Annotated in this window: 10 protein-coding genes; all 10 read right to left on the bottom strand. The window is 45.0% G+C overall.

What is annotated here, in order from left to right; all coding sequences use genetic code 11:
• Positions 1-82 precede the first annotated feature (82 nt).
• Positions 83-346, bottom strand: a complete 264-nt coding sequence (locus ACFYKX_RS10045) for a hypothetical protein (protein WP_389360654.1) — start codon at positions 344-346, stop codon at positions 83-85.
• A gap of 232 nt (positions 347-578) precedes the next feature.
• Complete coding sequence (locus tag ACFYKX_RS10050) at positions 579-1976, bottom strand: hypothetical protein (protein WP_389360656.1); 1398 nt, start codon at positions 1974-1976, stop codon at positions 579-581.
• A gap of 82 nt (positions 1977-2058) precedes the next feature.
• Positions 2059-3465 (bottom strand): hypothetical protein, encoded by a 1407-nt coding sequence (locus ACFYKX_RS10055; protein WP_389360657.1) that lies wholly within the window; start codon positions 3463-3465, stop codon positions 2059-2061.
• Positions 3466-3613: 148 nt separating this feature from the next.
• On the bottom strand, positions 3614-4168 hold the full coding sequence (locus ACFYKX_RS10060; protein WP_389360659.1) for a hypothetical protein: 555 nt from the start codon (positions 4166-4168) through the stop codon (positions 3614-3616).
• A 215-nt stretch (positions 4169-4383) separates the two neighbouring features.
• A complete protein-coding gene (locus ACFYKX_RS10065; protein ID WP_389360661.1) occupies positions 4384-5508 on the bottom strand; it encodes a DNA cytosine methyltransferase in 1125 nt (374 codons plus the stop codon).
• A gap of 486 nt (positions 5509-5994) precedes the next feature.
• Positions 5995-6897 (bottom strand): hypothetical protein, encoded by a 903-nt coding sequence (locus tag ACFYKX_RS10070; RefSeq protein WP_389360663.1) that lies wholly within the window; start codon positions 6895-6897, stop codon positions 5995-5997.
• A 79-nt stretch (positions 6898-6976) separates the two neighbouring features.
• The gene (locus tag ACFYKX_RS10075) at positions 6977-7663 is read right to left on the bottom strand and encodes a hypothetical protein (protein WP_389360665.1); all 687 of its coding nucleotides are present in this window, start codon (positions 7661-7663) and stop codon (positions 6977-6979) included.
• Between the two features lie 60 nt (positions 7664-7723).
• A complete protein-coding gene (locus ACFYKX_RS10080) occupies positions 7724-8851 on the bottom strand; it encodes a DUF2726 domain-containing protein (RefSeq protein ID WP_389360667.1) in 1128 nt (375 codons plus the stop codon).
• Between the two features lie 1855 nt (positions 8852-10706).
• Entirely contained in the window at positions 10707-10913 is a 207-nt protein-coding gene (locus ACFYKX_RS10085) for a hypothetical protein (protein ID WP_389360668.1), read from the bottom strand.
• 211 nt (positions 10914-11124) lie between these two features.
• A complete protein-coding gene (locus ACFYKX_RS10090) occupies positions 11125-14637 on the bottom strand; it encodes a serine-rich protein (protein ID WP_389360670.1) in 3513 nt (1170 codons plus the stop codon).

The following is a 14637-nucleotide window of genomic DNA, read 5'->3' on the forward strand; positions in this document are numbered from 1 at the left end:
CATAATGGAGGCTTTGGGAAGTACTCCGATTGGAACCATCCGGATTTTCCGGACATAAAACGGGGAGAACCCCGTTTCTCGCTTACTTCAAGAATTGATTGATGTCATGGATGAAATGAAGAAGAATGGGAGCAAACGCACAAAGAGCCATTAAGCGAGCAACTCTTTTTTTCCCCTGTTTGATGGCATTTGGTAGACCGATCCAAATCATGGTGCCACTGACAAAAACCGAGTAAATAGGCAACCAAATGATTTCTAACCACTCTTGGGGAAGAAGCGAAGGAAAAGGTATACCTAGTAAGATAGCTCCGCTAATGGAAATGAGTACTTTCGATGATTCTTTCATGTTTTTCACTCCTCTTTTTTTTAGGGTTTGGCGTCGTTCTCTTTCCTAGCCTGGATAGAGCAAGGGCTTCTGGGCTAAAGATATGGAGGAAAATCAGAAATGGAATGCTCACGAATGTGATGACCCACTTAATCATGTTTTTCACTTGGATCACCTCCCAAAAGTAGACTCGTATGGAGTCATAAACCGAATTTCTCTACGAGAATTCGGAATAAAGCGGGAAACCCGCCTGTTAAAACCATGTTTCAAGGGGATTGACGAGATAGATGGAGGGTTGAGGATGAGAGGATTGTAAGTTTTGGAGTTCTTGTTCGAGGACTTGCGGAGCGTCTTCGGGTTTGACGGTATAGGGAATACGAATGAGGGGAATCTGGTGCTGGATGGAGTAGTGGTTTTTCTTTTTGTCTCTTCGCCGAATGTCTCGGAAGTTATCTTCTCCACCCATGTAGTTGACCGGCTTAAAATGTTGCTCCCCGTCATACTCAACAAGAATGAGCGGGAAAGAAGGTTGGTCATGGATGGCAACGTCAAACTTCAATGGATGACTCGGGGATTTGTCATAGAGATCAGAAAAAGCATATTGAGGTGTAAACGGAGTGTTACTTTGAGTAAGGAAGTCTCGTAGGGCTTTTTCACCTTTGGATTCCTGGCATTTTGGGCAACGGGAGCCGTTTTTGAAACTGTTTGGAGTAACGTCATACACAGTCCCGCAAGTCATATGTTTGATTGAGGTTTTTTGATCATTGAACGTGTACAATCCTACTGCTTGGTACTCTCCACTTGTTGTTTCATTCACAAGATCTTTCCACTCTTCTGTTGTTAGGATGTGAAGATTACATTTTCGGCAGCCTTTTCCTTGTCGAAACGAATGTGGCGTGATATTGATGGTTTCTCCACAAACGGTATGAAAGAGTTTTACCTTACGATCGTGGCTTTGATAGACTGATATTGCTCGGTATTCACCATTATGAGAAGATTGTACTTCCTTTTCCCATTCCGCTTGAGTGGGTTGGTGCGTCTTGGAACACATGGGGCAAGTTGGTTTTTTAGCACGAAGAAGATGGTTTGGTCGAAGATCCCATTTGTATCCACAGCGATGACGAGTCTTAATCGGAGTATGAGCATCTAGGTAATGGCCTAAAAAGGTGTATTCGTTCTTTCCGAACTTGTTCTCTACTTCTCTTAGAAATTCTTGATGTGTTTTCTTCTTTCTTGAGGCTGATTCTCGATTTTTTTTTGCACACTCTGAGCAACCTGTTCCTTGAAGAAAATTCCGTGGTAAAACCGAGAATTCATGCTGACATGCAAGATGTTTCATGCGGATAGGAGTGTTATTGTTGATGTACTTTCCTAACACTAAATACTTTCCATTCCCCTTGACTTGTGCTTCCAACAAAAACTCTTCATGTGTTTTGGTCTTTTGGGTTAATTGGCAGTAAGGACACCTACGAGGGTTCTTAGAGCGGAGAAAATTGTTTGGAAGAACACTCCAACTATTACCACAAGTTTGATGGATCATAGACACTTTTTCTTTGCTCCCTTGATATAGAGATGTGACTTGATATTCGGTGCCAACAGACTCATAAACTCTTTTTAAAAATTCCTCGTGAGTCATAGATTTTCTAGCCATATTCTCACCCTTCCAGTATTCAAAGAAGACTCATAGAGTCATAAAAGGGCTGGTTAGGGAAGCGGGAATACTCCCGCTAGTGCTAACCCACTTGTTTGGTTGAAACTAAGGTATGGATGGGATTGATCAGGTAAGGGGTGTTTTGAGGAGTTTCAGAGAGAAGGTTGTGAAGTTCTTGTTCTAGCACTTGAGGAACTTCTTCGGGTTTGACGGTATAGGGGATACGAATCAGTGGAATCCCATGCTTGAGGGCGTATTGGTTTTTCTTTTTGTCTTTCCTTCGGCGGTCTTGGTACCCTTCTTCTCCGTTGAAGAATTCAACTTCCTTTGTATGTTGTTCGCCGTCGTATTCGGCTAAAATGATGGGGAAATGAGGTTGGTCGTAGATACCTACATCGAATTTGAGAGGGTGTGAGGGAGATTTATCATAGAGGTCTTGGAATTTATGATCTTTTTGAAAAGGAATGGAAACACTTGTGAGGTAATCTCGAATGGCTTTTTCGCCTTTCCATTCTTGACAATGAGGGCAGCGAACACCTTGTTTGAAGTCGGCGGGTCTAACAGGATAGACGTGCCCACATTTGTGATGGCGAATCTGTACTTTTTGGTGTGTTTTTTTGTAATCACTCACCGCTTCGTATTCGCCGTTGGTAGTAGAATGTACGAACTCTCGCCATTCGTTAGGGCTCATAATCCCTTTCGAGCATTTCGTACAACGATTACCACTACGGAAAGCACTTGGCCTCATCAGAAAGGAAGTTCCACAACTTTTATGATGAAGAATGACAATGGTGAGTGAGTTCTCATAGGGGCTAACCGCTTCATACTCTCCATCTGTAATTGCTCTTACCTCTTCTTCCCATTCTTCAGGGGTGGGTTGGTAACAACCGTTGCATTTTGGACAAGGGTTAGAACAGGAAAGGAAATTGTTTGGTCGAACCGACCATTCGTGCCCACACTTACTATGCTGCACTAGAATCAGAGTTCTATTTGTTTGATAGGGTTCGAGAATTTGATATGTTCCCTTCCCAAATTTTTCTTCCACTTCTTGGAGGAATTGCTCATGGGTTTTCTTTTTATTGGTTTTCTTTTTGTGTTGGTGAGAACACTTGCGACAACGGGTCCCTGCAAGAAAATTGTCTGGTCTTATATCCCGAACATACCCACATACAGTATGTTTCATAGAGACTTTGGTTCTAGCATTTACATACTCTCCTACTACCTCATACTCCCCATTTCCTTGTTTCTCTACTTCTTGAATGAATTGTTCGTGGGATTTCGTGGCGTTCTTTTTCGCACAAATGGGGCAGCGTCTTCCTTGGTTTAGAAAGTTATCTGGAGTAATCCCCCAACTCTCCCCACAAACCTTGTGTTTCATGAGGACCTTTTCCTTTGTAGTCTTTATTTCTCCCATGACCACATACTCGTCTCCAACCGCCTCTTTGACTCGTTGTTTAAATTCTTCTTGTGTTAAACTTAGCCTTCCCAAATGACTTCACACCTTTCAAAGAAAAGAGACTCTGAGAGTCATAACTCGCTTGTTTGAAAGGGTTTATGAAAAGGTGTGTGACCGGAAAAACCGGTAGATAGAGACATCTACCGGAAATGCCGGTACAGATTACAGGCTGAACGGTTGGTTATTTTTGTGGGGTAAACCAATGCGGGTGATCATACACGAAGGTTTGAATGTCAAACCCATCTTCTTCGGTGCTCACGATCCCTTGATGGGAGATTTGTACGAGGATGTTTTTAGTAGAAGAGGAATAGGTTCCCTCACAAGAGAGAATGGCTTGAGGTCCTTCTAAAAAGAGGAAATTCATGAGTTGCTGCAGGAACGGGAGGTTTGAATACGGAGCCTTTTCTAAATCAAGCCTTTCTTTAAAGAGGAGATCCGTGGGAACAAACGAGGATAGCGGGTCGAGAATCTGGGCGTGGAACATGTACTTTGTGAAACAGTGACGACAGGCGTTGATGTGTTTAGAGGATATATCGGGGTCGAGTGTCGCAAGGTTGATGACGGAAAGATTGATCGCTGCCCACGCATTGCCGTAGTCCACTTCTTCTCCTTTTTTTCGTGCAAAGACTTGTACGTTCTTATCATTCAGTTGAGCGAGAAAGGAAAACAGTTTTGCTTTGTCTCCGCTATCCCATGAATCTTTATCGCTGCTTAACATGAGCCAGTGGTGAATCATTTTGAACCCTCCTTGGTTTTGAATAAATGTTTTACCATTTCATTCCTTTATTCTTATTGTATCACGAATATTTTGTGAAATTCTAGGAATGAAACCCATAAAAAAAGAGACAGTCGGAGGTGGTCCTTCTATCTCTTACATCTCTTAACTTTTAAAAGGCTTCTAGTTGCCCAGGTGTGACTTCCTAGAAAGTCCATAATAGCGGGTTGCCCCGCTTATTGGGAAAGAAGATGGTGGATGGAGGAAGCAAGTTCCTCCACCAGAGAAACCGTCACGGCATTTCCCGCTAATTTGTACAACACCGAGTCGCTAAATCCGTAGGATCGCAACAGCGTCACGTAGGAATCTGGGAAGGCTTGAAGGCGAAACACTTCAAGAGGCGTGAGTTTGCGGATTCGTTCGCCATCTAAGATGAGTCCCCCTGGTCTTCTTCCCCCTCCGTTGTTCGCTGTAATCGTAGGCATGACGCCCTCTACCGAATGAACCCGGCATTGCTCTCGGTCTTTTCCTAAGTAGCCTATCTTTTGGATGTCACTTCCCTTGGTGACTTTGGATACGAATTTTTGAGATTGATAGAGAGACAAGTCATACGAGGAAGGCACATCTTCTTCTAAGATGTCTCGAATGCTATACGGCACTTGGTCTTGACGTGGCCACGGAAAGGAGAACGTTTGAAGCCCTTTATAGAGGTATTCTTTCTTTCGTTTTTGGAAAACCGATGATTCGGAGGGGATGGTGTAGGGTTGGGTAGGAGACATACGAGAAGCCGCAATGAAGACGCGTTCTCGGTTTTGAGGAACCCAATGCTTGGAGTTTAAGAGAGAGAAGTCCACAAGATAGCCAATTTCATTGAGGGTAAACAAGATGATCTCTAAGGTTTTACCTCCGTTGTGGGAGAGAAGACCTTTTACATTTTCAAAGAGGAGAATCGGAGGTTGTTTGTCGTACGCGATTCGAGCGGATTCAAAAAAGAGAATGCCTCGTTCGTCAATCGGTTTGGTGGTTCCTTTACACTCCGGGCAGGTGGGGGTTCTGAGATACTCATGGAAGGTAACGAGGTGTTCGTGGTGACATTCGGTGCAGCGATAGTCCATCCCAGCTCTCTTTCCGGCTAGGCTAAACGCGACACACGGGAATCCAGAGAGCAACACGTCATGAGAAGGAACGTCTGAGGAAGGGATTTGGGTCACATCCCCTTTGGGTGCATGGCCATAGAGGATTTCGTATGCGAGTCTTGCTTTCGGGTCAATTTCACTTGCTAGGACCGAGCGAAATCCTTGGCGATTAAAGGCGGTATCAAATCCACCCATGCCACTGAAGAGAGAAACGTAGGTAAACATGAGGATCACATCCCTTAACAAAAACAACCCTCTTGGGTTGATAACCTCGCCTGTCACGTACCGTCACGTATCTTGTTTCACGTGCAATCACGTAAGGGTTAAAGCACAACATCCTCCTCTCTTTCCTTATCTTCTTATTACTACTTGTAGTAAAATCGGCGCACTGGAATCACGTAGCGTCACGTATCCCGCTATTCTTGTCACGTAGCGTCACGTAAGGTTGTAGAGCCACATGCCTCCCCCTCTCTCTCTTTTTTTTATTAAGTATTGTACCAGAATCAGCACAAAGGATGATCACGTACGGTCACGTAAGAGAGAGCCTGAGAAGAACCCCCTTTTTCCCTATAATACTTCGTTATCGTTTTTGTAAGGGTGTAGGTGCGAGGGAGACTCCCCTCCACACCCCTTAAACCCCTATATAGTATCTGTATCCTTTTTGTAAGAACAGAAAAAAGGAGCATAAAGCGGGAGGGAACCCGCTAGTATTTATTCTTCACGAAGAGCAGGGTGCATCCATACTTCCGTGATGGTCTCAAAATCACCGACGTAGAATGACTCCCAATTGATTTTTTCATTGATAGAACGGTCAAGGCTGATTTGGAGAACCTTCCTTGTCTCTACATTTCCATACGCATCAGTCATAGGGAGTTGCCAAATGAGGTCTACCTTTTCAATGGATTCTTTTTTGAACAGTTCTTGAAAGATTTCAGCGGACCCCCTTAACATCTCACCCCTTGCTGCTTCAGTAGTAAATGTCTCGTCTGCATTCATCCATATATTCATATACCCATCGTGCTCATTGATTTCATTTAGTGTTGACAGACCGGTGTTTGTCTTTTTCCCCTTTGTTTGTTCTACCACCTTTTTTGCAAACTCCTCATTGGATAGATTCAAGATCTCTTCTGTTTTAGGCTCATCTGACTCTTCATCTCCCCCAAAGAACAGAGCCGTGCATCCGCCCAGCATCAGAATCAACACGATGAAGGTTAAACACCCTCCAAAAATGGTTTTAGGAGACGGAGCTGGAGACTTGTAAGATTCATAGGCTTCATAGGAATCATCGGGATCCCACGAAGAATGATGTTGGGGGGCAGATTGGAAGTGGTGGGAATTCCATTGATGTTGGGAAGGAGGTTGATTCCATTGGGAATGGGGTTGTCCGTGTGGGGGTTGTGGGTAGCCTGGATTCGGTGGCCATGACGGTTGAGGAGGCACATTTGATTGATACGGGTTTTGAGGTGGTGTTTGACCATACGAGTTTGGTGGATGAGGCGTCGCATAGGGATTCGGTGGTGCAGATGGCATCGGGGGTTGAGGCGTGGCATAGGAATTTGGAGGTTGAGGCATAGGTGGTTGATTAGACCACGGTGGGTGATTCGGTTGATTCACGGGGTTCACTTCCTTTTAAGAGTGGTTTTGCCTGTTGAAACAAGGGTGTATAAGGCGGCATCATGCCGCTGAGACATTGCTAGTTGAAGTAAGAATTTGTGATAGATTTGAGGTTCTTGATGAAAGGGAGTTTTTGAAATTCCTTGATGCTCATGCATTTTTTATGCTTCTTGTTCTTGTGATGAACTTCTACTAGGTATTCTGTTTCGTGGTAATCCACATACTCATCCCGATTGTTTTTCTTCTGATTTACCCCAGTTACCCATCGGTGATGCTCCTTCCTCCTCACTAGAAAAAACCAATCATCATACCTGAAGTAAAAAGCCTTTAAATCAACAAAATCAACTTCCGATGAATTCCAATACTTGCTTGCCATGAATTTCTCATCTTCATAGTTGTCGATGAATTCATTATTCATGTTTATATCTTTAACAGTACTGTATACTTTCTCAATCCCGTTCTTTTGAAGATGTTCTCTTAGTTTAAAAGCCCATTCTTCTTTTGGTACACAGATCTTTAACAACCAGAACCCACTAAACTGTTGGATAGAAAAAAATGAATACACTTCCTTTTTGTAAGTTCGGTGGATTTTCTTTAATATTTTCCAAATCAAGTAGAAACTAATGATGACCAGGGGAGTAATCCACCATGATACCTTGACAATCCAATCAGAAAGAATGCCTGTAAAAACACCGATTACAATTGTTAGGATCAAACCAGCACCCTTGCTCTTTTGGAATAACTCAATCTCTTTTTTAATGCTCATATCAATCACTCCTTGGGAAAATACGGCATACTGCCGATAACAGACGGGGAAAGCCCCGTCTTACACGTTTACGAGCTGGTATTTCGCCAATTCCCGTTCAAGAATCTCTTCGATTTGGTCAAATTGCGTGTACTTGATGCGTAGAAGCGGGATGTTGTTTTGTTGGCAGTAGGCGTTTTTGATGGCGTCTCGGTGTTGAATCTTTTGAAAATAGTCAAGCCCCCCGAAGCGCTTAACTGGTTCTGAGTGTTGAATTCCATCATATTCGATTAAGAATTTGACTTCTTTGTATGTTTCATCTGAAAAAACTGCAAAATCAAATGGAAGTGGTCTTTCATGCTTGCAATCACAAAATGTGAATTCTTTCTTAAAGGGAATATTTTTGGAACTTAGATACTTTCCAACTTCCCTTTCTCCAGCAGATTCATTGCACTTTGGACAGCGATGCCCTCTAAGGAAGTTTTTAGGTGTTGTTTGGAATTTATGCCCACAATCCTCTGTGTGCTTAATCCATACTTTGGTGTGTTTGTTTTGATAGTCTGAACAAGCCTCGTAAGAACCTTGAGATAGTTCTTCCACTTTCTTAGGCCACGAATCTTTGGTAATCTCTACACGAACAATACGTTCAGTTTTACAAGAACATTTCTTACAAGCAGATTTTCTACCTCCGATTCCTCCTAACAATTGTCCAAACACAGTAAGAGGTTGCCACTCATTACATACCTTACAAACTTTACCTTCAACTTCTCTTCCGTTACTATCTAACCCAATAGAAACAAAAGAATGACCTCTTGAGCAATTTGGACAGTTGCTACCTCGAAGAATAGACTTGGGAACTACTTTCCACTCATGACCACATGCGAGGTGTCTCACCAAAATCTTAGTCTTATTATTTTGGTAGATTTCAAGGACCTTAAATTCTCCATTTCTTTTCTTTTGTAATTCAGTAACAAACTGTTCATGGTCTTTGCTTTGAGAAATAGATAGGTTCTCTCTGAAACATTTTTTACACCGGCTGTTACTGTTAAGGAAGTGTGCTGGTTGCACCCCCCAAACATTTCCGCAAACAGTATGCTTCATTTGTACATGTTTTTTGCTTGAGATATAGGGCGTTAGCGGAATGTATTCATTCCCCACCAATGCTTCAACCTCTCGAAGAAATTCCTCATTGGTTTTCTTTATAGGCATCTTCTCACCTTCTCTCATTGTGTATTCCTATATTCATTGTTTATTCCATTATACCACACAAGAACATAAAAAATCCCCCATTAAAGGGGGATTCTTTACGACAAGACTTCCTTGGCCATCCTCGCCACTTCGGCTTTTTTGAGGTAATTTTCCAGCTCCTGGTCGTCTGGTGGGTCGACTTCGAGACGCTCTACTTTCATGTATGTTGCGAATGTGCCGTTTCCGCACACTCTCCTTTTATTTCTAAAAGGATCAGACTATCTCTTCAACCAACTATCATTGGTTGCTCCGCATTTCGGCTCCACTTGGAACCTACGAGCTCATGCTCTAGTCGTTGAACGTTCCCCTCTTCGGGGCTTCGCTGCTGATTGTCCCATCCTTCTTCTTTTCAACCCTTCACGCTTGAGCATTTTTCATCTCTACGTTGTGGGGAAGAAGGCTCTTATAGGAGATTCCAGCAATTAACGGAGTTTTCATTCGAGGATTACTCCTCGACGGGTCAAATTTCTTAACCATTACTGGCTCGGCGTCTTTAAAGTCAAAGGTACGTGACGTTTGGCAAATGCAGTTTTGTTACGAATGTACCGTTTCCGTACACTCTCCTCATGTCTCCATGAGCGCTCAGACTATATCATCAACCTAATGACTTAGGCTGCCTCGCGCTTCGGAGTCACTTGACTCCTACTCTACTTCCTTCTACGAATACTAGATTCGCATGGGTTCGATAGTCGTTACACGTTCCTCTCTATGGAGAGGCTTCGCTCGGTATTGCCCTCGACTTGACGTTAGGGGTTTCACCGAATTCACGAGGTTTGCACTACTTGATTACTCAAATAGGGGTCTACTAATCGCAACCAACCCGTTGGACTACGGGGGAACCATTTCTTTTGGGTTACGAAACAACCGTTTCCGTTGCTTCTCTCACTCTTTCGAATGAGAATCAGACTATATCATACACGCGTAACGTGTCCCCGCACTTCGGAATCACTTGATTCCTACTTCCGTAAAGGAATAGTCGTTGAACCTTCCCCTCTTCGGGGCTTGGCTGCTGATTGCCCATTGTAGCATCCTCTTGATTTTCAAACCTTCACACTTGGGTTTCTTTCATCCCTATGTTGTGGTTCAAGAGGCTTTAGGGTATTCCAGCAATTCACGGGGTTTTAATTGGTCAAAGGGTTCAACCAATGGACGGTCGTCATACCTCTCCTCTCTTCCGATTTGCCTAATACATACAACAATATCCAAAAGTTTACATTAAGGCTCTTTATCCTTAATTCTCCTCGTTTCCAAGGAGTATCGGACTATCTCATCATCTAGGAATTTCCTAGATGTCCCGCACTCGTGGAGTTTTACTGCCCTCGGCTTCACGTTAGGGCTCCATACTCTAGTCTCTGAACCTTCCCACCCTTTCGGATGGGATTGGCTGCTGATTACCATAGGCAAATACCTTTAGGCTTCCAGCAGTTCACGGGATTTACGCTACCCAATCGCTTGAGTAGGGGACAATTTCCTTATCCGGGATTTTTGTACGACCGGCAAACACGAGACCGCAGTTCGCGATGATGGAGGTTGGGAGGAGTGAAATCTTCTGGGTAATCGCCCAGATGAACCTATCATGTTACGAATCTACCGCTTCCGTAAATTCTCTTTCTGTTTCCAGAAAGTACAGACTATATCATGCATCCGTGGATGCCCTTGCACTTCGGAGTGGCTTCACTCCTACTCTACTCCCTTCCGTCAAAGACGTGGTTTCGATAGTCGTTGGACGTTCCTCCTAGTAGATACTACCTTAGAGGCTTCGCTGCTGATTTCCCAATCCTTTCTGTTTTTTGCCCATCACGCTTACCGTTTCCGATTACGTTGTGGGAAGAAAGGCTCTCAGGGGGTTCCAGCAATTCACAAGGTTTAGACGGGTCAATCCATTCAACCCGTTCCCTGCTGCTTGATCGAGGATACGCTCAAACTCGGAAGGACCAGATAGCCCACCGCCACCGTCTCCGTTGGCTGAGTCTTGACCGATGAGTACTTCGTTCTTTTGTGTTGACGGGTATATCGTTTCCATACACCCTCTCCTTTTTCAAGGAGGAACAGACTATATCATCAACCTATCAATCTTGTACTCTAGGTTGCTCCGCGCTTCGAACTCACTTGAGTTCTACTCTACTCCCTTATCCCTAAAGGGTGGTTTCGATAGTCGTTACACCTTCCTGTTTTTTTAAACAGGCTTGGCTCGGGATTGCCATATGCTAAAAAGCACGTAGGTTTCCCCGAATTCACGGAGTTTGCACTATTTGATTACTCAAATAGGGGCCTAACGAGTAAGCCTCTTCAATCACGAGAATCGTTTCGAACTGTTCACGAGGTTTCACAAACCCACCGTTATGCACGCAATACTGATAGATGGCACTGGTCGTTAACCCGAATACGAAGGAACGTGTGGTCGATTCAAGCCCGTAAGACTCGAGAACCACGACATCATCCGCTCCAAGCAACTCATCAATGCTCATCCCACCGGCATTACAGAACATGCTGTGGTTGATGGCTCCGATACGACCGAAACTTTCCATACGGTCCATGACACGAGTGAATGCATCACGAGCATCATTTCCGTACTTCGTTTTCGCCTTCGGGTCATCCATCTCTTTTCGCTTCGCATCCAAATTCAAGTAGATGGTTTCTAAGGTGACGTTCGCACTTCGCTCATTGGCAAGGTCTTTCGCGTTTCCTTGGAAGCACCCCGCTTTCGTGTATTCCTCGTAAAAGGCACGTGTTAAGATTTGCTTCCCGCGTTCTCCAAGTCCATACGAGCGACAGAACACTTCGACGATGGAGTTCATGTAGCGTTCGGTGTATACCCCTTTTGGAATGCGAGCAAGGTTTAGTTTGATCGGGCAAAACGCTGGGTCTGCTAAGGAGTAGAAACGGAATCGCTCCGGCTCCACGAAACGAGCAAGAATTCGCCAGTCTTTCTTCGGGTCCATCGCGACAATCCGCATACGTTTCTTGTAAGGACCACGACGAACATTGTTCGCAAGTTCCGCAATGACACGAGTAGCGGTTACGGTTTTCCCTGAACGAGAACCTCCTTGGAAGAAAGCATGCATGATTTCATCGTTTCGAATACGGAACTGGAAGTCGGTTTCATACCCTTTGTCCACGGAGTAACGTTCCCCCGATAGGATGTTTCCGACGAAGATTTCCCCGTCTTGGCGGTTCGAAGGAACACTTAGGGTTGGCATGTCGTCCACCTCTGCATACAAGCCCCCTTCTGAGATACGTGGAGGGTGACTGAACGCAGCGAGTTCATCGGCTAGAAGAACAGTCGAGTATTTGTAGGACTCAAGTTGACCTGGAACCCCCTCTTTCGTGAGGCATGGTGAAAACGCATTGAGGTGATAGAGGAGATGTTGTTCTTCGTGAGGTGGAAGATCAAGTACCTGAAGAGGTGATACGTACGCTTGGTCATTCATCCAAGCGGCATTGGCAAGCGCACCTGCCGCACGTTTCGCTTTTTCATGCTCGGTGGCAATGTAGAAATCCACATAGAAAGCACCTTGCCCGTTGGTCGCAGCCATCAAGCGTTGACGTTGGAATTGCAGAAGTTCTAAGATGTTTTCGACTTCCACGTCTTTCCACTGGAAGGTTTTGCTCCAAGAAAGCGATGGTCCAATCCCCATGGTTCCAGCACTACCAGCAGAAAGTCCACCAGAGTAGCCTTGACTCATCCCTTTGGAGGTTCCCCATCCATCACTGTGCGATTGACCACGTGAAAGCGATTGGCTTTGCGTCACACTTTGAGAGACGGATTGAGAATGAGATTGAGAGAAGGATTGCCCTTGGGAAAGGCTGTTTCCTTTCGAGATCCCATCACTCGCACTCACTCCTACGGATTGACCAACGGAGTGAGACTTTCCTTGTGACCACGATTCACTGGTTCCGACTGAACGCCCTTTGGAGACGGATTCACTCGTACCCGTCGAGAACGTTTCACTTCCCCCACGACTGGAGGTATGGGAGGTTCCTTTGGAAAGAGTTTCACTGGTTCCGTTCGACACGGTATGAGAAGTACCCTTGGACCATGTTTCACTTGTTCCTTTCGTGTCGGTGTGGGTTGTGGTGTCTGTGATGCTTCCCCCTTTGGAAGAGGTGCTAGTCGTTCCACCACTTTGAGAACCGCCTTTGGATGAGGAGTTTGTGGTTCCTTCAGATGTGCTTTCGGATGTTCCTCCACCGATCGATCCACCTTTTCCTGAACTGGTTCCTTCGGTTTCACTGTGGCTGTAATTGGCGCTTACGCTTCCTTGTCCGACGCCACCTGGAAGACCCGCTCCCATGCTTAATCCGCCCCCAAGGGTATCGCTGTTTCCTTTGTTCGTTCCGAAGTTAGAGTTAATTCCCCAATTCGTGTTATTGCCTTTCGAGGTGGTTTCGGTATTCCCTTGAGACTCACTCCATTGAGAAGACCAGGAGTTGGTTTTTCCATTCGAGTTAGACCAGTTGCTTCCTTCGGCGTGCGACGTTCCATCGGAGCTGCTTTGGTTTTTTCCGAAGGAGTAGGAATTGTTGGTTCCATCGGATACGGTATGGCTTGTTCCTTTGGATTGCGTTTCACTCGTGCCATCACTCTCAGACCAGTTGGATCCTAACGAATGAGAAGCACTCTTCCCTAATGTATGCGTTTCGGATTGACTCTCTGAAACTCCCTGCGAATGGCTCATGCTGACCCCGTCGGTCACAGAAATCCCTTGAGAGGTTCCTTGGGAGTGGCTTAAACCGAGCGATTCCCCAACGGTTAACGAGGTTCCTGCCGTATTCGTGACCCCTTGAGAATGAGTCGTTCCATGAGAAACCCCTTGCGTCTCGGTTAAGGAAGTCGAATCACTGTGGGACTCAGAGATACCTTGGTTATGCCCTTGGCTCCACCCCTCATTGCTTCCAAGGTTGGCCATGTACATCATCGGCATGGATAGACCAAAGTTCATCCCTTTGGAGCCTGACAGCAATCCTTCCCATTTCGTTTGATCTTTGGAGCTGATGTTTAACCACTGCATGAGGACATCTTGTTCAATCGGGCTTGCCATGAGCACCGCTACGTATTCATAGTCGGTCATCCCGGCAATGAATTCTTCGGTTTGCTCTTCCATTTCAGCATTTCCGGCTCCACCCATCCCGCTTGAGTTGTTCATGTCTCCTGCGGCTTTACGAGGTTTCGGAAGACCACGAACAACTTGTAAGTGTTTCATGCTGTGCATTTTGCTGCGAAGCCATTCCATTTCCTCATACGTAGGAAGTTTCATTTCCATCGTACGGAAGGTTCCGCCAAATACACGAGAAAGAGCGGCAAAGTCTTCATCGGCATGTCGTTTCGCTGATTCCATGCTTTCGGTCGATACGGCTTGTACTCCGTAGAGGAACATGAGACCAATCGGCTTTGGTTTGATGACGTTGGCGATGATTTGCACAAAGTTCATTTGAGAGTTGTACATCCCGGAAATGACTTCCGCTTGCATGTCCATGAACGATTTTAATGCTTTGGCATTTTTCGGAACACGAATCAAGCGATGGAATTTTAAGGCTTTATAGAGAAATACGGGTTCGCCGTCTCCATTTTTCGTTTCCATTTCAAAGAGAAGGTAATTGAGGCTCCCTTTGGATTCGTGGTACTCCACGTACGAACGTTTGACTTCTAAATCCCCAAAATCTTGGTACGTGTCTTTTTGCAAGAGTTCGAGTACACTCACAGGCATTCCCTCCTTTTTCTCAAATTCGGCGATCAAATTCGCCAT

This window comes from Cytobacillus spartinae (assembly GCF_042865285.1).
GTDB lineage: Bacteria > Bacillota > Bacilli > Bacillales > Cytobacillaceae > Robertmurraya_A > Robertmurraya_A spartinae.